General features: G+C 52.2%; 22 protein-coding genes and 1 riboswitch. Of the genes, 2 read left to right on the top strand and 20 right to left on the bottom strand.

What is annotated here, in order from left to right:
• Positions 1 to 47 precede the first annotated feature (47 nt).
• The 19 genes from ccsA to IEY53_RS10315 form a co-directional block, all read right to left on the bottom strand.
• A complete protein-coding gene (ccsA, locus tag IEY53_RS10225; protein WP_189024551.1) occupies positions 48 to 1,310 on the bottom strand; it encodes a cytochrome c biogenesis protein CcsA in 1,263 nt (420 codons plus the stop codon).
• Complete coding sequence (gene resB / locus IEY53_RS10230) at positions 1,307 to 2,995, bottom strand: cytochrome c biogenesis protein ResB (RefSeq protein WP_229696077.1); 1,689 nt, start codon at positions 2,993 to 2,995, stop codon at positions 1,307 to 1,309. Before resB ends, ccsA begins: the two co-directional genes overlap by 4 nt.
• A complete protein-coding gene (gene resA / locus IEY53_RS10235) occupies positions 2,992 to 3,516 on the bottom strand; it encodes a thiol-disulfide oxidoreductase ResA (protein WP_189024552.1) in 525 nt (174 codons plus the stop codon). Before resA ends, resB begins: the two co-directional genes overlap by 4 nt.
• A 110-nt stretch (positions 3,517 to 3,626) precedes the next feature.
• Positions 3,627 to 4,385 (bottom strand): pseudouridine synthase, encoded by a 759-nt coding sequence (locus IEY53_RS10240; protein ID WP_189024553.1) that lies wholly within the window; start codon positions 4,383 to 4,385, stop codon positions 3,627 to 3,629.
• A gap of 21 nt (positions 4,386 to 4,406) precedes the next feature.
• Positions 4,407 to 4,751 (bottom strand): peptidoglycan recognition protein family protein, encoded by a 345-nt coding sequence (locus IEY53_RS10245; protein WP_189024554.1) that lies wholly within the window; start codon positions 4,749 to 4,751, stop codon positions 4,407 to 4,409.
• A gap of 82 nt (positions 4,752 to 4,833) precedes the next feature.
• Positions 4,834 to 5,367, bottom strand: a complete 534-nt coding sequence (locus IEY53_RS10250; RefSeq protein ID WP_189024555.1) for a spore maturation protein — start codon at positions 5,365 to 5,367, stop codon at positions 4,834 to 4,836.
• Between the two features lie 7 nt (positions 5,368 to 5,374).
• Complete coding sequence (locus tag IEY53_RS10255; protein ID WP_189024556.1) at positions 5,375 to 6,043, bottom strand: nucleoside recognition domain-containing protein; 669 nt, start codon at positions 6,041 to 6,043, stop codon at positions 5,375 to 5,377.
• 37 nt (positions 6,044 to 6,080) lie between these two features.
• Positions 6,081 to 7,286 carry a D-alanyl-D-alanine carboxypeptidase family protein gene (locus IEY53_RS10260; protein ID WP_189024557.1) on the bottom strand — a complete coding sequence of 402 codons (1,206 nt, stop codon included), beginning with the start codon at positions 7,284 to 7,286 and terminating at the stop codon, positions 6,081 to 6,083.
• Between the two features lie 201 nt (positions 7,287 to 7,487).
• Positions 7,488 to 7,988 carry a GerW family sporulation protein gene (ytfJ, locus tag IEY53_RS10265; RefSeq protein ID WP_189024558.1) on the bottom strand — a complete coding sequence of 167 codons (501 nt, stop codon included), beginning with the start codon at positions 7,986 to 7,988 and terminating at the stop codon, positions 7,488 to 7,490.
• An 86-nt stretch (positions 7,989 to 8,074) separates the two neighbouring features.
• The gene (locus IEY53_RS10270; protein ID WP_189024560.1) at positions 8,075 to 8,788 is read right to left on the bottom strand and encodes a DUF2953 domain-containing protein; all 714 of its coding nucleotides are present in this window, start codon (positions 8,786 to 8,788) and stop codon (positions 8,075 to 8,077) included.
• A 183-nt stretch (positions 8,789 to 8,971) separates the two neighbouring features.
• On the bottom strand, positions 8,972 to 9,580 hold the full coding sequence (gene scpB / locus IEY53_RS10275; RefSeq protein ID WP_189024562.1) for an SMC-Scp complex subunit ScpB: 609 nt from the start codon (positions 9,578 to 9,580) through the stop codon (positions 8,972 to 8,974).
• The gene (locus tag IEY53_RS10280) at positions 9,549 to 10,340 is read right to left on the bottom strand and encodes a segregation and condensation protein A (RefSeq protein WP_189024564.1); all 792 of its coding nucleotides are present in this window, start codon (positions 10,338 to 10,340) and stop codon (positions 9,549 to 9,551) included. The genes scpB and IEY53_RS10280 overlap by 32 nt, the downstream gene beginning before the upstream one ends.
• A gap of 158 nt (positions 10,341 to 10,498) precedes the next feature.
• Positions 10,499 to 10,966, bottom strand: coding sequence for a 6,7-dimethyl-8-ribityllumazine synthase (ribH, locus tag IEY53_RS10285; RefSeq protein WP_189024866.1), 468 nt, complete (start codon positions 10,964 to 10,966; stop codon positions 10,499 to 10,501).
• A gap of 35 nt (positions 10,967 to 11,001) precedes the next feature.
• A complete protein-coding gene (locus IEY53_RS10290) occupies positions 11,002 to 12,255 on the bottom strand; it encodes a bifunctional 3,4-dihydroxy-2-butanone-4-phosphate synthase/GTP cyclohydrolase II (RefSeq protein ID WP_189024566.1) in 1,254 nt (417 codons plus the stop codon).
• Positions 12,256 to 12,315: 60 nt separating this feature from the next.
• Complete coding sequence (locus IEY53_RS10295; RefSeq protein WP_189024568.1) at positions 12,316 to 12,981, bottom strand: riboflavin synthase; 666 nt, start codon at positions 12,979 to 12,981, stop codon at positions 12,316 to 12,318.
• A gap of 22 nt (positions 12,982 to 13,003) precedes the next feature.
• The gene (gene ribD, locus IEY53_RS10300) at positions 13,004 to 14,104 is read right to left on the bottom strand and encodes a bifunctional diaminohydroxyphosphoribosylaminopyrimidine deaminase/5-amino-6-(5-phosphoribosylamino)uracil reductase RibD (protein ID WP_189024570.1); all 1,101 of its coding nucleotides are present in this window, start codon (positions 14,102 to 14,104) and stop codon (positions 13,004 to 13,006) included.
• 227 nt (positions 14,105 to 14,331) lie between these two features.
• A riboswitch (FMN riboswitch) is annotated at positions 14,332 to 14,502 on the bottom strand.
• A 117-nt stretch (positions 14,503 to 14,619) separates the two neighbouring features.
• Positions 14,620 to 15,018 (bottom strand): large-conductance mechanosensitive channel protein MscL, encoded by a 399-nt coding sequence (gene mscL, locus IEY53_RS10305; protein ID WP_189024572.1) that lies wholly within the window; start codon positions 15,016 to 15,018, stop codon positions 14,620 to 14,622.
• A 35-nt stretch (positions 15,019 to 15,053) separates the two neighbouring features.
• Complete coding sequence (locus tag IEY53_RS10310; RefSeq protein ID WP_189024574.1) at positions 15,054 to 17,663, bottom strand: winged helix-turn-helix domain-containing protein; 2,610 nt, start codon at positions 17,661 to 17,663, stop codon at positions 15,054 to 15,056.
• A 179-nt stretch (positions 17,664 to 17,842) separates the two neighbouring features.
• Positions 17,843 to 21,376 (bottom strand): LPXTG cell wall anchor domain-containing protein, encoded by a 3,534-nt coding sequence (locus IEY53_RS10315; RefSeq protein WP_189024576.1) that lies wholly within the window; start codon positions 21,374 to 21,376, stop codon positions 17,843 to 17,845.
• A 265-nt stretch (positions 21,377 to 21,641) separates the two neighbouring features.
• Between IEY53_RS10315 and IEY53_RS10320 the strand changes: the two genes are divergently transcribed.
• Both IEY53_RS10320 and IEY53_RS10325 read left to right on the top strand, forming a co-directional pair.
• A complete protein-coding gene (locus IEY53_RS10320; protein WP_189024577.1) occupies positions 21,642 to 22,397 on the top strand; it encodes a YwaF family protein in 756 nt (251 codons plus the stop codon).
• Between the two features lie 446 nt (positions 22,398 to 22,843).
• Positions 22,844 to 22,999: a hypothetical protein gene (locus tag IEY53_RS10325; protein ID WP_189024879.1), complete on the top strand. Its 156-nt coding sequence runs from the start codon at positions 22,844 to 22,846 to the stop codon at positions 22,997 to 22,999.
• Positions 23,000 to 23,124: 125 nt separating this feature from the next.
• Here the strand turns inward: IEY53_RS10325 and IEY53_RS10330 are convergent, their stop codons facing one another.
• Positions 23,125 to 23,556, bottom strand: coding sequence for a peptidylprolyl isomerase (locus IEY53_RS10330; RefSeq protein WP_189024579.1), 432 nt, complete (start codon positions 23,554 to 23,556; stop codon positions 23,125 to 23,127).
• Between the last annotated feature and the right edge of the window lie 21 nt (positions 23,557 to 23,577).

Consider the following 23,577-nt stretch of genomic DNA (forward strand, 5'->3'; position numbering starts at 1 on the left):
GAACGTTATTCAAAAAAATTCTGCAGCCCTTCAAAGGCCAGATCTGCTCAGTCCGTCCCTGCATAAGAGTGAAGTCCGGCAATCACCAGATTGACGCCTACCAGGGTAAACATAACGACCAGAAAGCCGAGTACGGCGAGCCATGCGGATTTGCGGCCCTGCCACCCGCGGGCCAGCCGCAGATGGAGATAGGCACTGTAGAACAGCCAGGTGACAAGTGCCCAGACTTCCTTCGGATCCCATCCCCAGAACCTGCCCCAGGCTACCTGAGCCCATATCATTGCAAAAATCAAAGCCCCCAGTGTAAAGATGGGAAAGCCTATAGCGATCGCGCGGTAAGTAATCTCATCCAAATCATCCGCATCAATGCCGTCCAGCACCGGGTGAATGGCTTCGCCCAAGGGTTTGCGGACGATAAGCCGGATCAGCCCGTAAAGAAGAAGACCGGAAATCAGCGACCAGATTACGGTGTTGAATTTGCGTCCGGCGTTGACACCGTTCATCCATGAAGGTGCTTCAAACAAGGGTTTATCCATGCCAAGAAACGACTGGAAGCTCTCAATTTCGCTATCGTAAGGTGCCACAATCGGCGGCATTTTATAGCTCACTTTCTCTATTGTACTATTTTCCTGCCCGGGGCTGTCAATCGTAACGTTGGGCCGGACAAAAACAGACTCGTATCCGGCCCCGCGGAAAGCGAATACAGACACAAGAAAACCAAGAATAACGATAATGGAAAAGAGAGTGAATTCTACCAGTCTCTGCTGCTTGCGGTCGTTTTTGTCTTTGCTGCCGAAATTGACGGTCCGCAGCAGATACATCAGCCCGGCTGCAAATCCGACAGCGAAAAAGGATTCACCAAGCGCAGCCAGTGTAACATGAATGTTCAGATAAATGGACTTCAATGATGGAATCAGCGGCTGCACCTCTTGCGGAAACACAGCCGCGTATGCCATCAGAATAATCGAGATCGGAACCGCAAACAGTCCCAGAATGATTTTACGGTAAATGGCGAAGATAACGGTAAACGCCACCATAACCATCATCGATAAAAAGGTCATAAATTCGTACATGTTGCTGACGGGGATATGCCCGGAACCCATCCAGCGGGTGATAAAATAAGCCAAGTGGCAAAGCAGTCCGATTGAGGATGCGGCAAAAGCGATTTTGCCCCAGCGGGCAGTATGCTCCTCCGGCTTGCGTCCGGACCATTTGCGGCCCATGATGGCGATAGTGTATAACATGAAGGCACCGCTGTATAAGAAAAACGCGGCTATAAATATGTCACTGCTGAAATCGAGCAAGCTCATGCCAGGCCTCCTCCGTTATCCAATGTTTTTTCATCGACTGCCATATCCACTTTCCCCAGAACACCGACGATCTCGCGGCGGAAGCCGAACCAGTTCTTGTTCGTGTGGCCGCCAAGTGTCAGCACACCGTCATCTACGGTCAGCCAAACGCGGCGATGCTGCCAATAAAAACCCAGCACCAGACCCAGCATCACAATTGCGGCACCTACCCAGATAAAGGGCATTGCACGGTCTACACGTACATTCAAATAGGTAGTGGACTCCGAGAAATCGACATCCTTCATATCGCCCACTTCAAGCTCCAGAAAACGGCTGCCGCCGCCAAGCTTATCGTTGATGGCTGTCTGCTGAAACTTCGTTTTGTCGACTTGTTTGGGAAAATAAAAATACTGCTGTCCTTCCGCCGGAAGATCCGGCCCCGTAATCAGGAACAGGAAGGCGGGCGCATTCGGATACGGGGATACGGATACCGGCTGCCCTTCGTCGCTTAGGCCAAAATCCATGTACTTTTCTTTCAGCGTGACCGTATAAGGGCCGGCCTCAAAGCTGCGCTCCGGATTCTTCATCGTAAGCTTGAATTTGCCGTAGACTTCTCCTGTACGGGAATCCTTAAGCTCAGGCTGTACGGAACGCAGGACCGGAGTAAGGTCATAATCAAACTGATACGCTTTCAGACCTTTGTAGCTGAGCGGAGAATTCACCCGGATATCATGGGACGCCACTTCATTCAGCTGCGGCTTCTTGGACGGATCTCCGCAGTCCGCTGTACATTCGTACAACACCGCCTGGGTCTCATACAATTTGGGAAGCACTTTCTTCCCGCGGAATTCCTCAGGCATCTCTTCCTCCGTATAGAACTCTACGATGAATTTCTTGTTCTCCAGATAGAAGGTAGTGTCCGGAATCTGTGTAATTTCCCCTTGGGGAAAAGCCAGATGCTGGTCCATGTTCAGGCCCGGCAACCCTCTTGCGAGCACCGCCAGCAAAAAAATAATCAGACCTATATGTATAACATAGGGTCCCCAGCGGCTGAAACGGTGTTTCTCCGCCAGCAGAGCCCCCCCATCGGTCTTCACGCGATAGCCGCGCTTCTTCAGGGGACCTGCCACCCGCTCTACCCATGTTTCCGGATCGTCCTGCACTTCTGTAACCAGCACGACCTTCTGACGGGTGAGAAATTGACGGTGCTTGCGGATCTTTTGTCTGGTCAGCGCCTTGTACAGCGGAAGTACACGGTCCAGGCTGCAAATCACCAGTGAAGCGCCAATCATTACAAGCAGGGTCACGAACCACCAGGATTCATAGGTGTGCGAAAGGCCGAGTTTATAATAAATATCCCCGGCTGTCCCGTACTCTTGCTTGTAATAGGTTGAAGCATCAATGTTAAGAAAAGTGCTCTCTTGAGGCAGAATGGTGCCCAGCATCGAACCCAGCAGCGTCAGCACAATGAGATAGACGGCAATCTTGACCGAGGAAAAAAAGTTCCAGACCCGATCAATGATTCCCGGGTTCACACGCTGCGAACGGCGGGCTACGCCATCATAACGCATTTCCAGGTTCTCACTGGACTCCGCCTCTTTCTCTTCCAGCGGCTTGCCGCAGGCCTCACAGAGAACCGTACCCACCGGATTCTGATGGCCGCACTCACATTTGGTATTGGTAAACAAAGGCGCCTTGCTGCTCATCGCTTCACCAGCTTCCCGATTTGGGTATCCAGTGTGCTTAAGTCAAGCTGGCCGATATGGATACTGTCCACTTTGCCTCTGGCATTGATGAAAAAGGTAGTCGGCATCGGCGAAATGCCATAGCTGCGTACCGCATCCCGGCCCGGGTCCATAACAATCGGAAAGTTGATGTCAACAAGCTTCACAAAATTCTCGACGGTCATCTGATCCTCACCGACATTCACGCCTACGACGACTACTCCCTCATCCTTCCACTTCTCCCACTGAGCCTGGAGAGCGGGCATTTCTTTAACGCAAGGGGCACACCAGGAACCCCAAAAATTCAGCACAACCGCCTTGCCCTTGTATTCGTCCAGCGTATGGGACTTGCCATCCAGGCCAAGCAGTTCAAAGGACGGCGCAGTACTGCCCTCCTTCGGCTTTCCGTCCCCGCCAAACACCGAGGAACCGATTGCATAACCTCCCAGCAGAACGATTAGAAACAAAATAATAATCTGAACCGGCTTTCTCGCTTTGCCCACACGTGAAGCCCCCTTCTGTGACGCAACTCATACTAAAGTTGTTAGGTGTGAACATCCTATGAACATTATAACGAATATTGTCACAAGATTAGGGGTTTAATTTGTGAACTTTATGTGTCCTTGCGCGGCGTTTTTGCTTTGAGCAGTCCCGATTTGGCCATTTGCTGCAAATGGTTGATTTCATCCTTGGTCAGATGACGGTAGGAGCCACGCTTCAAATTCTGCAGCAGAATATCTCCAAAGGAAATCCGTTTCAGACGCATAACGGGATGGGAGATCGCTTCAAACATGCGCCGGACCTGGCGGTTGCGGCCTTCATGGATCGTAATGCTGATGACGGCTTCTTTGTTCGCTTCATCAATGTCCTTGTACTCCACTTCTGCAGGAGCGGTCATCCCGTCCTCCAGCTTGATGCCTGTCTTCAGCTTGTCCAGTGCAGTTCCATGGGGCACACCCTTGACCGTAGCATGATAGGTCTTCGGCACATGGTGCTTCGGATGCGTGAGCAGATTGGCGAACTCACCGTCATTGGTGAGCAGCAGCAATCCTTCCGTATCGTAGTCCAATCGGCCTACTGGATATACCCGTTCATTGATTCCTTTCAAGTAATCCGTTACCACCTTGCGTCCTTTGGGATCGGAAGCGCTGGTAATGACGCCCTTCGGCTTGTTGAACATAATGTAGATTTTATTCTCGCCCCGGATCAATCTGCCGGATACCTTAATAATATCTGTTGCGGGGTCCACCTTCGTGCCAAGCGTAGTTACGAGTTCCCCGTTGACTTCCACTTTACCGGCCAAAATCATTTCTTCACACTTGCGTCTGGACGCTACACCTGCCTGCGCCAAAATTTTCTGTAATCTTTCCATTTTCGACTAGTCACCTCAGAATCAATGATAACCATCAGAGGGATAAATCACAAGTTCATTCCAAGGAAAAAATGCTCCGGGGCATGAATTGCTGTGAGTTTCGATCAGCAAAGGGGAAATTTGAAACCGGGTTGCCAGCTCCAATATAAGCTTTCCGGCTTCAAACAGCTGGTCTTTCCTTTCCTTTTGCGAGGGGATCGTGTCCTTTGAACCGAAGTCGCCTTCCAGGCAGATATGAATATAGTCCGGGTCTGTCAGCATTGGAGCCGCATAGACGGTTCCGCCCTCCCCGACCCAGAAATCGAACCCTTTACCGTTGATGGACGGACAGTGGGAATGATGCAGGATGAACCCTCTGTACCTCATGTCTGTCGCCTCCCTGTGCATTGCTGCAATAGCATATGTAGGGGAGGAAGGCGGGGTGACGCTGCCTATGCGTAAAAATCTATTATCCGAACACCAAGAGACAGACCGCGATCGCAGCAACGAACCCGACAACGTCTGAGAACAGCCCGACTTTAAGCGCATAGCGGCCGTTGCGGATGCCGACGGCCCCGAAGTATACGGTCAGCACATACAGCGTTGTATCCGTGCTGCCCTGGATGGTCGAGGCAATCATGCCGATAAGAGAATCCGGGCCATGGACGCGGATCAGATCGGTGGTATACGCCAGTGAGCCTGTCCCGGTCAGCGGCCGCAGGAGGCCCAGCGGCAGCACTTCAGCGGGAACGCCCAGTCCCTGAAGGGCGGGTGCAATGAAGCCCATCAGGTAATCCAGCGCACCCGAGGCTCGGAATACGCTGATCGCCACCAGCATGCCGACCAGATGCGGGATAATGGCAATTGCGGTGCCGAAGCCGTCTTTCGCCCCTTCCACAAAGGATTCGTAGACAGGGACTTTACGCGTAAAAGCATACAGCGGGATAAATGTGATCATCACGGGAATGGCCCAGGCTGAGATTAGACTGATTAATTGGTACATGCGACCTTCACCCTTTCAGCGAGGAAGAATTAAGGGGCTTGCCTCCGCGGGAGGCCTCCACCGTCCTGGATGCCGCCGGTGGCTTCGGCGGCTTGCGCAGCAGCGACAGCCGCCTGAACAGCCTGTCTGCCGCAATCGCAGCCAGTGTCGCCACTGCCGTGGCAGCCAGCGTAGTCCCGACGATGCCGGCCGGGTCTGCCGAGCCATAGTTGAGCCGGATCGCGATCAGCGTAGCTGGTATAAGCGTAATACTGGCGGTATTCAGCGCCAGCAAGGTACACATGGCAGGGGTGGCCGTCTCTTTGTCGGGATTAAGGGTCTGCAGCTCCTGCATCGCCTTGATCCCCATGGGAGTAGCCGCATTACCAAGCCCCAGCAGGTTGGCGCTCATATTGGAGAGGATATACCCGATGGCCGGGTGTCCTTTGGGCACATCCGGAAATAAAAAGGAGACCACCGGGCCCAGCACCTTGGCGATTTTTTTCAGCAGGCCGGCATCTTCTGCAATCCGCATAATCCCCAGCCAGAACACCAGCACACTGATTAAGCCGAAGCTCACTGTAACCCCGCTTTTTGCCCCGTCGAACACAGCGGCAGTAAATTCATCCATCCGGCCGTTCACGGCTGCAAACAAAAAACCGATCACTATCATCGAGAGCCAGATTCCGTTAATCATCGGATACGCCTCCTTTTCTCTTCACCGCTCAGCCGGTTTATTTCAGGGAGCCACCATACTCAAAAAGAGCCCGCAGCGCGCTGCCCATGGCCTGCAACCAGTTATGTGCCGGATAGGAGGCAGCCATTGTGGTACGCGAGCCCTTTGCCGGGGGCTCCGGCGGTAGAGCCTGGGGCGCGTAGAGTGGAATCCGCCCGATTTCCCGGCCGCCCAGCTCCAGCACCAGCATACCCTGCAGGCCGAAGCTGCTGTTGTTCGTGTTACGAGCCTTTGCTGCACCCTTCTCCTTTTGGAGAACCAGCTTGGTAACTACTCTGTCCCGTTCACCCTGGCCAAAAGGATAGGCAAAATCCTTTCCCGCCACATAGTTGTATCCGCTCACGGCATCGCCGCGCTCGATCATGCTGGTGAGAGGATAGTGATTAAATCCGAAATTCAGCAAGTCCGCATGGTCGTTCCAGTCATTGCCGTCATTCAGCGTAACGGCCACCAATTGCTGGCCGTTGCGGGTTGCCGAGCTGACCAGGCAGCGGAGCGCCTTTTTGGTATATCCTGTCTTGACTCCGTCGGCGCCTTCATACAGGCGCAGCATTTTATTCTTGTTCAGCCACTTGTAATCCCATTTCTCATACGGGTTGTCTGCAGTCTTCACCGGTGTCTTCACGATTTCCTTGAACACCGGATTATGAAGGGCATAGGCCGTCAGCACAGCCAGATCATTTGCACTGGAGTAATGCCCTTCGGCATCCAGTCCATGCGGATTGGCAAAATGGGAACGGCTCAGCCCCAGTTCCTCGGCTTTGGCGTTCATTAAATATACGAACCCTTCCTCGGACCCGCCAACATGCTCGGCGATGGCTGTCGCCGCATCGTTCCCGGAACGCAGCATCAGGCCATACAGCATGTTTTCCAGTGTCATTTCTTCGCCCTGCTTCAGAAATAATGAAGAGCCTTCCTTGGCAAAGGCATTTTTGCCGACGGTCACTTTGGATGTTAAATCACCATGCTCAATGGCCACGATAGCCGTCATAATTTTGGTCAGGCTGGCAATCAGCATCGGTTCATCCCCGCGGCTGCTGTATAGAATTCGTCCGGATTCCACATCAATCAGCGCCGCCGCCCGCGCATGCGTGGAGATGGTGCTGTTCTCTGCGCGAAGGGACGGGAGCGGCCCCAGCAAGAGCAGCAGGGTACACAGCAGCAGGGGAAAAGCCCATTTCAGGGTGCTCGTCTTTGTTTTCATGTTCATCCTCCGGGTTCTAATCGGTTCTTAGTCTGTGTTCCAAAAAAAATTCTGTGTTGTACAAGTATATGCAGACTGTAGATAGGGTATGTCCATTCTCCCCGGTTCCCGGTCTGCACACAAAAAGGGACACCGACCAGTAGTCGGTATCCCTAAATACAGCAAACCTCTTTCCACCCGCGCCTGTCCCTGTTGAAAACACTAATGGGTCGAGGTTTTTGAAGTGTCCTGATCAGTACCGGCTGTCTGCGGATTTTGTGTTGTTGAACGTACCGTCACTTCTTCCACGGCAGCGCCGCTGCTTTGGAACATCGTCTGAATTTTGTCGATCAGCCCCGGGGCGGAATCGATCATTTTCTCAAACAGGTGGGTTTGGTTGTCAAGCGGTACGATATGCACCCCGTCTTTGCCCACTACCAGAAAAGCGATCGGGCGGATCGAGACCCCGCCCCCGCTGCCGCCGCCGAAGGGAAGCATTTTGACGCCTGGAGTAGTTCCTGTACCGGATACGCTGGCAACCTCGTCTTCCACCCGGAAGTCACTGCCGCCGGCTGCAAATCCGAATGCCACTTTACTGATCGGCAGAATTACGCTGCCATCCGGAGTTTGGACCGGATCGCCTACGATGGTGTTGACATCCACCATGCCTTTAATATTTTCCATCGCAGTCTGCATGAGACCTTGAATCGGATGCTCACTCATATTGTTTTCCTCCTTTGGCTTCTTAGGGAATCTCTACAGCGAATATCTTCCCCACATTGTCGCATTAGTATGTAAGGACCTTGCTTTTAGGATGCACTTTTCCTGCGTGCTCTCCGGCGAATCGCCTGCAGCAGTTCCTTCCACTGTTTGAGTCCTCTCTCTGCCCGGATCACACGGACAACAAGCAGTATTCCGGCATATAGCACATAAGCCAGCGAAAGTCTGCCGGAGAACTTCATCTCGGTGTTGAAGCTTAGATTATCGTCAAACAGTGGTTTCACAAACAAACGCGGTTGTTTCTCCAGCCGAATCTGTTGTGAAAGCCAGCCAATGATTATCCATTTCAACCCCCAGAGGCCTCCGGCTGCCGTAGCGGTTCCTGCAGCATCCCCCAGCGAGAAATCTGTTGACCAGTCAAACTTTGCTATTCTGACATGGGCGAGCGTTTTGCGGAGCCACTTTTCCAGTCCTTTGGTGGCTTGTAGCGCTTGTTTCATTTCATCCACCCAAGTGTCGACCTTCTTCTTGTCAATCTGCGCTTCCGTGTCGGTTTCTTTCTTCAGCGGTGCCGCACCGCTCTCTTCCAGCTTCACCTTAAATCCCTTTTCTATCCCTTCAAAAATCACCCTAGGCAGGACATAATGAAACTTGACCCACCCATAAAGCAAGGTCACATCAAGCTCCAACCGGTCATCCTTGCCTACTTTGCGTAATACAAAGTGAAAATGAATAAAGGAAGACAGAAGCAGAATGAAACCCAGGAGCAGCACAGCGAGTAGTATTGCGAGCCATAATGTCACGGATTAACCTCCAAGCAGCCTAGAGAATGGGAACTCTTTGGATTAGTATGGCAATTAATGCTGGAAAAGATTCCGTTATAGGGTAAATAAATACGCCTCATTCCTGCGGACGCAAAAAAGCACTGTCTCACCCAAGCCACAGGGCCCCGATAAACAGTGCTGTATTTGTTACCTATGATTTCCCTATGCCTGCTCGGGTTCGGAATCCCCGAAGGTCATCTGGCTGTCCAATTTATTGAACAGCAGCTGGGTTTCTTCCTCAAGATTATCCGGGCTCTCAAAGCTTGACGGTTCGGGCAAATCTTTCAGGCTAGCGAGGCCAAAGCTATCCAGAAATGACTTCGTAGTCCCATAAAGGATCGGCCGTCCCACAGCTTCTGCACGCCCCACTTCATGAATCAGATCCTTGTTGTTCAAAGTATGGATGGCCCGTTCCGATTTCACGCCGCGGATCTCCTCGATCTCCACACGGGTGATCGGCTGGCGGTAAGCCACAATGGCCAAGGTCTCCAGTGCCGCTTGCGATAAAGAGGATCTGGATGGGGAATACGCCAGCCGCTCAAAATAATGCGCATGCTCGGACAAGGTGGCCAGCCGGTAATTCCCGGCAATCTGCACGACCTGCAGCCCCCGCTCCTGGGAGACGTAGTCCTCCCGCAGCTCTTCGAGAGCTTTGGCCGCAAGCTCGGGCCGCTGTTCGGTAATCTCGGCAATCTGGCGCACAGACAACCCTTCATCACCCGACAGGAACAGCAGGCCTTCAATAATCGATTTCAGCTCTTTGTAATTCATCTATTTGTTCTTCCCCTCTCCATTCCATAACAATGTCATCAAACAATTTCTCCTGATAACAATAGATGGCCTTCATTTTCATGAGCTCCAGAATGGCCAAAAAGGTCACTACGATCTCATGGCGGGCCATTTCATCCTCAAGCAGCGCCGAGAACCGCAGCTTTCCGCCTTTGCCTCTGCGCTGCAGCGCGTCCTTCACATCGCGAATCCGGTCCTTTACCGAAATTTCATCCCGGGTAATCCGCTGATAGGAGGTGCGTCTGGCCGCTTTGCTCAGCGCCTTGCGGAAGGCGGCGATCAGGTCAGAGGGCTGAAGCCCCTTTACGGTATGATCGATCTGCGTGGGCACGAAGGGTCCCAGATCCTCCGGCTCCTTCGTAAAAATCAGACTCCGCTCGCTTTCCATATCCAGCAAGTGTACAGCAATGCTCTTGAACTTACGATATTCAATCAGACGCTGAATCAGCTCGGCACGGGGATCGAAATCCTCGTCTTCGTAATACTCAAAATCCTCTATTTCGATGACCGGCGGCTTCGGCAGCAGCAGCTTGCTCTTGATTGACAGCAGGGTAGCTGCCATCACCAAAAATTCACTGGTAATATCCAGCTCAAGCTCCTGCATGCTGCGCAGGTATTCCATATACTGTTCGGTGATCTCGGCGACCGGAATGTCCTGGATATCGATTTCCGCCTTGTCGATTAAATGCAGCAGCAGATCCAGCGGACCTTCAAACGTCTCCAGCTTGTACAATACAGTCACGAGGTTTCCTCCAGCCTAAAAAAAGTAAAGTGCAGCGCCGCAGGGACGCTACACAAGTAGAAAGATTTCTATAATCCATGCTTTCTTCTTATACATATAAATAAGCACGTTTTGAGTGGATTCGTCAATATAAAAGTGTTCAGCCTTCTATAGCTGTGTTACTTCATCAGCTTATTCAGGTTCGCCATTTCGATGGCTGCCGTGGCAGCATCCCAGCCTTTATTGCCTGCTTTGGTTCCGGAGCGCTCAATCGCCTGCTCAATATTCTCCGTGGTCACCACGCCAAAAATCGTGGGCACTCCGGTCTTGAGGTTAATGGCCGCTACCCCTTTGGCGACTTCGTTGCACACATAATCATAATGGGTAGTGGAGCCGCGGATTACTGTTCCAAGCGTGACGACGGCATCGTATTTTCCGCTTTCCGCCATTTTTTGGGCAATCAACGGAATTTCAAATACTCCGGGAACCCAGGCTACATCCACTTCGTTGTCAGCGACGCCATGGCGTTTAAAGGCATCCAGTGCGCCCGAAAGCAATTTGCTGGTAATAAATTCATTGAAACGGCCGACCACCACTCCATATCGCAATCCCTCGGAAACTAAATGTCCTTCAAAATAATTTGGCATATTCTTCATCAACCCTTCATTAATAAGTTATTGTGTTAGGCTTTTGTATCTTCATTCTGTTCAATGTCGTCAAAAGACATCATATGGCCAAGCTTGGCCTGCTTGGTATGCAGATAATTGGTATTGTCCTTGTTCTCCGCCATTTGAATCGGCACGCGTTCAACCACTTCCAGGCCATATCCTTCCAGGCCTTTAATCTTGCGCGGATTATTGGTCAGCAGTCTGATCTGGCGAATACCAAGATCCTTCAGGATCTGTGCGCCAATCCCGTAATCGCGGAGATCGGCCGGAAAACCGAGCTTGAGATTGGCATCCACGGTATCGAGACCCTCCTCCTGCAATTTGTAGGCACGCAGCTTATTAATAAGGCCGATTCCCCTGCCTTCCTGGCGCATGTAGAGCAGCACGCCTCTTCCGGCAATTTCGATCTGCCGCAAGGCCGCTTCGAACTGCGGCCCGCAGTCGCAGCGGTGGGAGTGGAATACGTCTCCGGTCAGGCATTCGGAGTGCACCCGGACCAGCACAGGCTCATCACCGGAGATATCTCCCTTGACGAGGGCGACATGCTCCTTGTCATCCACCTCATTCGTGTAGGCAATGGTCTGGAATTCACCGAAATCGGTTGGCATACGCACCGAAACCTCGCGGGTTACCAGTTGCTCCTTCTCATTGCGGTAGTGGATTAGATCCTTGATGCTGATCAGCTTCAGCTCATGCTTGCGCGCAATCTCGACCAGATCCGGCAGGCGGGCCATGGAGCCGTCTTCTTTGACGACCTCACAGATCACCCCGGCCGGATAAGCGCCGCACATACGGGCAAGATCCACAGCGGCCTCGGTATGGCCGGAACGCCGCAGGACGCCGCCCTTCTTGGCAATCAGCGGGAACATATGGCCAGGTCTGCGGAAATCGGAAGGTTTCGCATTCGGGTCTATAATGGATTTGACGGTCATGGATCGCTCATGTGCAGAAATCCCGGTCGTTGTATCCTTATGGTCAATGGAGACCGTGAAGGCGGTGCCGTGGAAGTCGGTATTCTGGCTGACCATCGGTGTCAGCTCCAGTTCTTCAGCCCGTTCCGGCGTAATCGGCAGGCAGACAAGCCCCCGCCCTTCGGTAATCATAAAATTGATGACTTCCGGTGTAGCCCGTTCGGCAAGCGCGATGAAGTCCCCTTCATTCTCCCGGTCCTCATCATCGACCACTATGATCACTTTGCCGCGCATCAAATCATATATTGCTTCTTCTATGGGGTCCAAAACACTGTCTTTTGGGGTGTGCTGACTCATGACACTGTCCTCCTGAAGCTTTACGTGGCCATAGGGGCCTTCGTAAGCATATTCTTGAATTTATGCAAATCCGTTCGACGCCAGAAAATCACGGCTGATGCCGGAAGACCCCTCGTCTTCACCGGGTGCGGCGGCACCGTAATGCAGCAGATGATCCACATATTTGCCCAGCACATCCGTCTCAATATTTACAGTGTCTCCTGCCCGTTTATGCGCCAGCACAGTTTCGCCAAGCGTGTGGGGAATGATCGACACGGTAAAACCTGAAGCTGAGGTATGAACCACCGTCAGGCTGATGCCATCAATGGTAATTGAACCTTTGGGTATAATGAATTTGAACAGCGCTTTGCGGTCAGGCGCCACTTCAAACACCACGGCATTTTGATCACGTTTCACACTTTTGATTGTGCCTGTACCATCCACATGTCCCTGTACGATATGACCGCCGAACCGCCCGCCGGAAGCCATCGCCCGTTCCAAATTCATTTTGCTTCCGGTCCGCAGCTCCTTCAGGTTGCTGTTGCGGTAAGTCTCCGGCATGACATCGACAGTAAAATAATGATCGCCCAAGGTTGTGGCTGTCAGACATACTCCATTGACCGACACGCTGTCCCCGATCTTCAGATCTGACATAATCACGGAAGCCCCAATGTTCATCACCATCATTTCACCACCGCTGGCGACGCTCCGCAGGACGCCAATCTCCTCAATTAATCCCGTGAACATGCGATCCCTCCTCCAAAGTTAATTAGCGTACCGGAGTGCCGCTGATACACACATTATCCCCGAGCACTTCCACTTCCACTCCCTCAAGCGAGATGGCATCCCGCATCAGTTCAACACCGGGAAAAGCAAAAGTCCCTTTCTCTCCTGCTCCGCCGCCGACAATCTTGGGAGCAAAGAACAGAATCACCCGGTCAATGAGCCCGGCCTCAAGCATCGCACCATTGAGGGTGCCTCCGCCTTCCAGCAGGATGGAGCCGATCTCCAGCTCGCCAAGCGCCGTCATGGCCGACTTCAAATCCACGCGTGGGCCGGGGCCGCAGACCACTACCTGTACGCCAGCCGCCTGCAGAAGTGCTTTGGTGCCGGGATCGGCTGCACCGGTAGTGACTATAACCGTAGGTGCCAGGCCATCGCTGACTACAGCCGCTTCCAGCGGAATCCGCAGCGTGGAATCTATCACAATCCGCACCGGATTCAGCCCCGGAACCTCAAGCCTTGTCGTCAGCGAAGGATTATCCGCGATGATCGTATTCACGCCGACCATAATGCCCTGATGACGGTGCCGCAGCGTGTGTACGATCTTCCGCGCTTCCGCGTTCGAGATCCATTTGCTGTCTCCGGTCCGTGTGGCAATCCTGCCGTCCAGTGTACTTGCACTTTTAAGCGTTACGAAGGGCTGTTTCGTCAAAATATATTTGATGAATTTCTCATTCAGCCGTAAGGCACGGCCGCGCAGCAGGCCTACCTCTACCTCAATCCCCTGTTCACGAAGCATTTGAACTCCACGGCCTGCCACTTGCGGATTAGGGTCCTCACAGGCAACTACTACCCGGGTTACCCCCTCGTCGATCAGCCGCTGGCTGCAGGGCGGGGTTTTGCCGTAATGGCTGCAGGGTTCCAGCGTAACGTAAGCCGTACTCCCCCGGGCCTTTCCGGCGGCCATGTTCAAGGCATGAACCTCGGCATGTCCCGTCCCCCGCTGCAAATGTGTGCCCAAGCCAATCATGGCGCCGTCTTTGACGACAACACAGCCAACCACCGGGTTGATTCCCGTCTGTCCTTGTGCCCGTTCGGCCATATCCAGCGCCAGGGACATATAATACTCATCGTTCATCGTGTCCATCATCATCCTCCGATCTTTCAAGCCAATGACTCAGTTGCCAAGACAAAAAACACCCATTTCAAACTCCAGGGGGAGCTGAAAGATGGGTGGTTGAGAGTATACTGAGGTTCTATTTAAGATGTACGCAAATAACCGTCGGGATACGGACGGAATTGTGAAATAACGCACATAATAGTTGAAACACTGCAGCCTCGCCTGCCAGGCACAATAGGCCAGGCAAACGTCAATCTCTCCTTCTTCCATCCAGACTATACTGTCGGTCCCGGAATTGCACCGGGTCCACCGTCCGCATAAATCATGCGGTCCGGGTAGCGGACTAAGCACGCATACAGATTGTTGCACCTGTATGCAGCAGCATCACCGCCGGTAGGGAATTGCACCCTGCCCTGAAGGATATTGATCAGTTATTTGATTGGTCTTGCTGTGACTTACAACAAAATTAACACTTACTTTGTCAAAATGCAAGTGAAAATAATAAATTAACTTATTTTATGTAACTGATTGATGTGTATATTTTACAATCCGCGTTCCTGCTGTTTCAACAAATCACGAATTTCGGTAAGCAACGCCACCTCTGGCGCAGGTGTAGGCGGTTCAACTACCTCCACTTTCACCGTTTCCTTTTTCTTGAAGCGGCTGGCCAGCTTGATTACCAGGAAAATAGAGAAGGAAATGATGAAAAAGTCGACAACCGACTGCAGAAACAAACCAAAGGGTACTTTGACATTTATCCCCTCAGGGCTGAACGTCAAATCCTTCAAATCAATTCCGCCCATGATCAGACCCACAAGCGGCATGATAATATCATTCACCAGAGAAGTCACAATTTTGCCGAAGGCTGCACCAATAATAACTGCGACTGCCAGATCCAGCACATTTCCCTTTAGAGCAAAGCTTTTAAATTCCTTCCACATTCCAATCCCTCCATAAATTAGTATTATCCACCGTATCAGAATCCGGCGTGTTTGTTATCCCACTGCTTGCCGCGCCGCAACGCCTCCACCCGGTTATGGACTTGAAGTTTGCTGTAAATACGGTTGATATGCGTTTTGAGCGTGCCCATACCAATGCTCAGGGATTCGGCGATGACCTTATTGTCCATCCCCTCTTCCATACAGCAGTATATACGATATTCCTTTGCAGTTAAAAGGGACTGCAGTACCTCTCCCCGGCTTCGGCGAAAGGACTGGTCACCGCGTTCATCCGCGAAACAGGCCAGAATCCGGCGGATGTATGCCAGCGAGGGCCCGGTTTTGTCCCGTAAATAACCTTTCTGGCGCAGCCCGATATATTGCTTCAGAAGAAGGGCCAAGGACTCCCCTTTGTCGGCAAAAATCCGGATATAGTCATCGGTCTCCGCATATTGCAGGGCCTCCTCCAGGGTCAGCAGTGCCTGTTCCTGCTGATTCTGCCGCTCCAGAAGCAAGGACTGCAGAATCTGGGCCTCCAGAGCATCCATGGGCCTGTGTCCCTTTTCAGCCAGGTTTAGCAGCCTGCCTGCCAGCTCCAAGGCTTCCAAGGTCTGCCCCTCCTCCATCAACACCCGTACCAGGAACAGGTACTGGAACAGCTGATATACCGAGACCGGATCATCGGCTTGCAGTCCATGACGTTCTTTCCAGCGAAGAGCAGCATGCCTATCGCCCCGTTCAAGGGCCGAAGCTGCCATTTCCGTCTCAATAAGCAGCAGGGCTGTCCGCTCCCCCGCTGCCCGCGCCTTCTGCTCCGCTTCTTCCAGCCATCTTGCGGCAGCCGCATGCTCATTCCGGGCCCGGCAGACCCGGGATAGAAACAGATAAGCGGGAACGTAGGCTTTTTCCGGCTGATGTCTGGTCTGGGCATTCTCCTGCAAGCCACGTTTCAAAAAATCCTCGGCGGCAGCCAGTTCATTCCGCTCATAGAGCAGTTCACCATAACAGATAAGCACCGATTCCTGAATACGCATCGGAGTCATGAATTCGATCATGCCCGCAAAAAAAGGATCGGCTATTTCCCGGGGCAAATGCCTGCCGCGCTTGCCGTTATAGGATCTGAAGATGGAAGGACACAGCGGCATATGCGGCGGGGCAAAAATCAGATCCGTCCCCGACGGACTATGCTGCAGGGAGAGCCGGATATATTCGAGGCCTTTGACCACATCCAGATCATATTGGGTCGACTTGAAGTTGCGGACATAGTAGTAGCTGCCCAGATAGGCATCGCGTTCCGCTGCGCTCCATTCCGGGGAAGCTGCCTCGTAATATTCCCGGGCCAGGCGCAAGTGATTCTCCGCCAAAACCGGCTCGTTGTTCCAGAGCAGCGCATAGATGTAAGAAAAGTAAAGATAGCGGCGGCCGCGCAGCAGGTCCTCGGGGATACGCGAGAGCCAATGACGGAGTGTGGAGAACTCCTTGCGTATCATCAGTGCCTTCATTTGCTCAAGCAAAGCGATGGCATCAAGATAATAATAGCCCTTTAAATAATAGTCCACTGCGTCCTCTTCCAGCCCGTTCGCCTCGCACCAGACCGCCGCTTTGTGCAGCAGAGTCCGGGTTAATCCCGGTTCCCGCCGTTCCAGCTCTTTGTTCAGAAATTCGGCAAACAGCGGATGAAAGCGGAACCAGCTGCTGTTCTCATCCAGCGGTGTGAGGAACAGGTTCGCGGCTGCGGCGGCTTTCAGCCTTGAGCCGCTGTTCTCGTCTCCGGTCAACGCCGTGCACAAAGACCCGTGCAGACGCTCCAGCATGGAGGTCATCATCAAGAAACGCCCAGTCTCCGCATCCAGACTGCTGAACACTTCTTCCAGCAGAAATTGTCCGGTCCGGCCGGGGCCCGCAGGCAGCTCAGGAAGCAACGATTCCGGCTGCTGCAGCTGGCCGGGCGACAGAGAAGCCAGACGAAGTCCGGCTGCCCAACCCTCAGTTAGCTCAAGCAGACGTTCTGTCTGGGCCTGTCCCAGCGCTTGTTGGGGGAACTGTCCCAGAAATGCAGAGGTCTCCGCCAGATTGAACCGCAGCTGGCTGTGGTTCAGCTGCAGAACCCAACCGCTGGTCTGCCATTTGACTTTGGGCAGCGAGGTTTCCCTGCGGCTGGCAAAGCAAAGATGGAGATTGGGCGGCAGATACTCTATAAAAAAAGATACAGACTCCTGAATATGCGGATCTGTTATGTAATGCCAATCATCCAGAATGAGTACCAGGGGTTGTCTCCAGTCCTCCAGCGCATTAAGCAGCTCAATCATCAACGGTTCATAATTACCGGGTCTGAGTCCCTCCGCTTCCGACCATACCGGATAAAACCCGGGACAAGCCCTTTCAATCGCTTCCAGGATGTATTTCCAGAACAGCAGAAGATCATTATCCCGTTCATTCAGCGTGACCCAGCCCACCGCCTCTTTCAATTGTCCGGCCCATTGGGAGATTAGGGTCGTTTTGCCGTATCCCGCCGGAGCTGTCACAAAAGTGGCACGCCGCCGGAGCCCCTCGGAGAGCAGTTCAAGCAGGCGCGGGCGATTCACCGTCTGTTCCTGCACCGCGGGCATCCGCAGTTTGGAGTTTAGTAAAGGCAGTGAGTGTCCCATGATGGTTGCATCCTTTTTTGACTCCCATTATAACATTGATCACACTTGTTCAGTCCATGAGTTTATCGGAATATGCAAAGACAGCCATGGATTGAAAACAAAAAACAGCGAGTCTCCGGATAACCGGGTGGACTCGCTGCTTAGTTCATGTTTCTATCCCCATAGAGGGAAAGGGGAACCTATTCCGCTTTGTGATTCCGTTTGTATACCCGGTTCAGCACAAACCCGAGCAGGATCAGTCCCATTCCCGCCAGATACAGCGGCAACGGACTGGATTCACCGGTCTGCGGCAGCATCCCCTCATTGCTTACGGCTGTATTTGGAGCCGGAGGCGTAATTACAGTTCCAGCCGGAACTTCTTCCTCGTCAATATCGACACCGCCGGAAGGCACATCATCGTCCACCGGAATTTCTTCGTCCGGCGCACCTCCGCCTGCCGGTGGAGAAGGTGGAGACGGCTGGACATCCGGCACATTGCCAGGCCCGGCCGGAACTTCAGGATCATCAATGATTACACCTGGAACCGTAGAAGCCGAAGGCACAGGTGAAACGGGAGCACCCAGGAATCCTGATCCTGGTGTAGCCGGAGCCGAAGGGGGTACAGTTGATCCCGGTGCAGGTGTCTCATTCGACCCCGGTGGCACGGTCGGCTCCGCTGTTGGTACCGCTGTTGCCGTCGGTGCCGGTGTTGCCGTCGGCAGCGGAGTAGCTGTCGGTGCCGGCGTCGAGGTCGGTTCTGGCGTTGCCGTCGGATGATCGGCTTTGCGGTTGGTCACATTCAGCATAATCTCTGTTGCCGATCCTACGGTTACCGGATATTCCTTGGAATCCAAGACATATCCTTCGGGCGCCGCTGTCTCAATCAGCACATAGCTGCCCAGCCAAAGCTTGGCAAAGGTCGCTTTCCCCTCAGCGTTCGTCGTTGCGGTACTCATAAGCACACGGTCTGTGCTGGTTAGGCGGTATAGCTCAAAGGTGGCTCCGCCGAGCTTTTTCAAATGATCCGCATCATCGAGCTTGGTAACCGTTAAAGTCCCTCGCACCCCGCTTCCCGTTCCGGAGCCGCTGGAAATCCCGACAGTAATTTCCTTGGTCGTCTCCTGCTGGACAAGAACCTCATTGCTGCCGGTAAAGCTTACACTGTTGCTCACTTTATCTCCGGTCCGTGCCATAACCAGCGACTGATATTCCAGGATATAGGCACTGTCGATGTCATCAACAAAGCTTAGCTTAAAGGATTCCTTCCCGTCCTCGTCGGACTGAATCGCAAGAAGATAATCCGTGCCCTTAACAAGCTCGGGTCCGCTTTTCACAACATCTCCGTTAGCCGCCACAGTTGTAGGATACAGATGGAACGTATCCGGCAGCAAAATTTGATTGGGGCTTGGCGTATCGGTAATCACAGCATCCCTTACATGGGATTGACTGCGGTTGATATTCAGGCTCCAATCGATTTTCTCCCCGTTCTGCACGCCGTTTTTGTTCACATATTCGGCTCCGAAGGGGATTTTGATAGTGGCCTTAAGATCTTTGGATACCTTGTTTGCTCCATCCCATACGTTCGCGGTGTTCTCCAGTGTGGAGCCAATCAGCCTGCCTTCAAGACTGGTTGTAAACACCAGATAATAAGGAGCACTGATCGTTTTGGTAAACTCCACCACCAGCTTGTTGTCCGAACCTACACTGTAGGTGTATAAATTGCTGTTCAGTTCAGCTCCCCGCGCCGGGTCGCCGTTTTTGGCAATATTCATCTCGTACACCTTCACTGAACCCGGAACCAGAGACTGGCCGGATTTCAGGACATCGGCAATAAGAGGCTTATTGATGGTTTTTCCGTTATAGTTGGCACCTACCGTCCAAGTAATCTCCTTGGAGGAAGCATTATAGGAACCGGACTTGAACCCGTTATTCTTGACTTCAATCCGCGGGATAAATAGTCCCTTGGCTTCGGCAGAATAGGATTCTGCAGAATCATCCTTCCAGTCGATACGGGCATGGTTGATGAAATTATCCGTATTTCCGGTAAGCCAATCATTGTTGAAAAGCGTTTGGTAAGTGATCGTATGAGTGCCGGAGACCGCTGCTTTGAACTTGATTTTGAACCCCTTGCTCGGTTCCACCGGAGTTTCGTAATCCAAAGTATACTCCGAAGGATTCAGTACGGCTCCTTCAGCATTTCTGACTGTCAGCGACGACGGGATGAACTTTAGCCCGCCTGCCGGAAAAGTATCCGTGACCAGGACTTGATTCATCTGATAGTTGTCTCCGTTCAGCGTGACTTTCCAGTCAAGCGTCTGTGTCTGGTAGTTTACAACGGACAAAGTCTTGTAGACAATAACCTGCCGGATATGCTGGCTGGCCTGTTCGCTGTAAGTGCTGTCGCTTACGGTATTATAGACCGTGCTGTCATTGAATACACGATCAGTTGCTTTCGTCTGGTATTCAATCCGGTAAGGCGAGGAGATACCGTCTTTGAACTGCAGCGTAAATCCATTTTGCTTCTCCCCTGCTGCTCCAGTTACCGTGTAGTCTTGCCCTTCTGTGAGAGCATCCCCTTTAGTGGCCTTGCCTGCAGAATCCAGGGTCACCGGGTATACTTTTAAAGAATCCGGAACCAGCTCCTGCGTATCGTTGAACAAATCGGTTAGAACCGCATGCGGGCCGGAGATAGTCTTGTTGTTATAATTGTATTCAATTGCCCAGGAAATGACCTGGTTGGCAGAGTCATATTTGGTAGAATACTTCTTCAGGCTTCCACCGCGCTCCACATTCACTGTGGCCGAAGAATCAGCAGGTGTCCGGCCCTCTCCAGTGAACGTAGCCGTATTGGTGAAGCTTGAACGGCTCTCATCGGTAATCGCTGTGCTAAACTGAATACGATAGGCGCCAGTGATGACCGGATCACTGAAACGGACGCTGAGAATGCCGTCTGTAACTTCGGCCGAATATTCACTGCTGTCAAGCTGAGCTCCCTGGGATACAGACCCGTCGAGTCGAACATCAAGCGTATACACGGCAACCGTGACCGGTACATCAAGTGAAAGACCGCTTGGCAGCGGATCGGTAACCACGGCATTGCTCACAGACTCAAGCTTTTTATTGACATCTACCGTCCAGGTTATGCTGTCTGCATTAAATCCCTGGGCCCTGCCGCTTTTTTCAATGGTCGACCCGACATCCGGTTTGAAGGTTACGGTGACCGTCTGGATTCCGCCATTCACAGGGAACAATATCTGCTGCACTACACTTCCGGAAATAACCTGTTTGTTGAACTTTGTGTTAATCCGCAGCGTACCTTGCACATTGTCATGTGTCTCTATGTAGTCATTAAAGCTCATCACAACCTGATGAGTAGCCTGGCTGACGGAAAAGCTTCCTACATCTCCTTCCTCCGAGACTAAAGAACCGCCGATATCATTGTAAAGCTGGAATTGCTCGGGCAACTGAAAAGTAAACGTAGCCCCGGCTTTGTAAGGATGCCCGTTCGGCAGCGCCCAGGTATAGTCCAGCGTTACATTGGAATCCTGCGCATATACGTTACCGGTAACAGTCTGCCCATCCGGGCCGTATACTGCCATCGAGACACTGGTGATGATATCCCTGTCATTCTCGATCCCCGCTGCCTTGACTTCTGATGTAAATCCTATGCCGTAGGCATATTGCGCAACAAGCATAAGCATGACCAACATCAGGCTGATTCTTTTCTTCATCATGTTTCTGGAACCCCTCCGCTTCGTTTTTTGGATCTTTAAAAATAGTCTCCTTTTGCAGCTTATTCCCCCACTTTTTATTCATGCTCTATTTGCATGCCGAAACAGAAGTTTTTCGTATAATAACGGAAAACCCTTCCTTTTGCAGACGGATTGAGAGAATATATAGATATATACCGTGATATGAGACTATAGAATCATATATTATCTTAAATTTTTATTTTTTTGTTTAAGCATTATATTCCTGCAGCGCCAAGGAGATAAAATCATGTGTCTTTCGTCCTTCTTTACCCCCTCCAGATCTGAGCATTTCATCATGTTCTCGGCATCCCACTGGGTTGCCCTGGGCGCGGTCATACTTATATGTCTGTTGCTCTATGCCTTCAGGCTGACCCTACAATCAAGTCCCGGGCTGCGCCGGAATATCCGCCTGCTGCTGGCCCTCCTGCTGTTCAGCTGCGAAGCCGGCCTGCAGACCTGGTACGTCGCAAGCGAACTCTGGAAATCCAGTCATTCACTGCCACTGGAGCTCTGCGGCATTACGCTGTTCCTGTCCGCAGTGATGCTGTTGACGCGTAGCCGCCTGCTTTATTCGTTTCTTTATTTTGCCGGGATTGGCGGGGCATTTATTGCCGTGCTCACTCCGAATCTCGTTTATCCGTTTCCGCATTTCCGGTTCCTGCTTTTCTTTGTCGCGCATGGGGGAATCATAGTGGCCTCATTGTACATGACCTGGGTCGAAGGCTTTAGACCTACCTGGAAATCGGTTTTGTTCACCATGCTGTGTCTCAATCTGGTTGCTGCCTGCGTCTACGCCGCCAATATTTACCTGGGCTCCAACTACATGTTCCTGCTCCACAAGCCCGATACCTACTCCGTGCTGGATTACTTCGGACCCTACCCGTATTACCTGCTTGTTGAAGAAGGGTTTGCGTTCGTGGTGTTCCTGCTGATGTATGTACTGTTTTTCTGGCTGCCGCAGATATACCGGACTCGACGCTCCGGCTCTTCACTCGGCAGATGAAGTACAGCGGTTGACTTAAGCTCGGGATACAAGTCGCAACCCATCCTGCTGGGATGGGTTGCGGACTCAGCTGACCTTATTTGCTGAATATAAACCTATTGTCCGTTTATGCGGACTCAGGAGCCCTTATCTCATGATCTCTAGTTCCCCATAATGAATAATGGAGCATATAGCGGATCCTAAGTCCTCATGGCGACAAAAATGGGCTTGTTTCGCTAAATAACGCTCCTCCTGTCCGCTAGCCCGCTTAACACCCTACTGTGGTAGAGAGTCAGATTTCCCACCCTCCAAAAAAGGGGATATCCCATAATCCATGAAATGGCTGCTTGGGGAGCCTCCGTTTATTAGTAGGATCAACGTATGCGCTTAAGTGGACGCTTCACAAACGGAACGTCGTTCCATTCGCTCCGCTGTTTAAGTGTAAGAACGACGCCACGTTTATGCGGATGAAGGAAGACCATATGCGAAACGGCCAGCTGAAGCCTGGATACAATGTGCAGATCGAGAAAGTCACCCTGGAGGTCGGATGGCTTTCGCTTGCTCACAATCCCGGAAAGCAAGCCACTATCAGCCAAAAAAGCAGGGCAGCGATCCTCCAATAACGGGAGAATCGCTGCCCTGCTTACTTTTTCTTGTAATTTTAATAGAGGTGGCTGTCACATGTGTAGAAAATCTACTTTTGGGGCAGCCCCGTCTTGTGACGATTATTAACGTAACAAAAACGGTCTTAAGCTTCGGTAACTTCCACGGAAGTCATTTTGTCGCGTCCTTTGAACGCATCAACATGCTCCATGCCTTCAACCACTTTGCCAAAGACAGTGTGCACGCCGTCAAGATGCGGTTGTGGGGCATAAGTGATATAGAACTGGCTGCCGCCCGTGTTCTTGCCGGCATGGGCCATAGCAAGCACTCCACGCTCATGTTTGTTCGGGTTGATCTCGCAGTCAATGGTGTAACCTGGACCGCCGGAGCCTGTGCCGTTAGGACAACCGCCTTGAGCTACAAAACCCGGGATGACACGGTGGAATACCAGACCGTTGTAGAAACCTTCGTTAGCCAGTTTCTCAAAGTTTGCTACTGTGTTGGGAGCGTCTTGGTCGAACAGATCGACCAGCACTACGCCGCCGTTTTCGAGTGTAATCTTCGCTTGCTTTGCCATATGTAAATGACCCCTTTCGAA

The sequence above is a fragment of the Paenibacillus albidus genome (assembly GCF_014644435.1).
GTDB lineage: Bacteria > Bacillota > Bacilli > Paenibacillales > Paenibacillaceae > Paenibacillus_AQ > Paenibacillus_AQ albidus.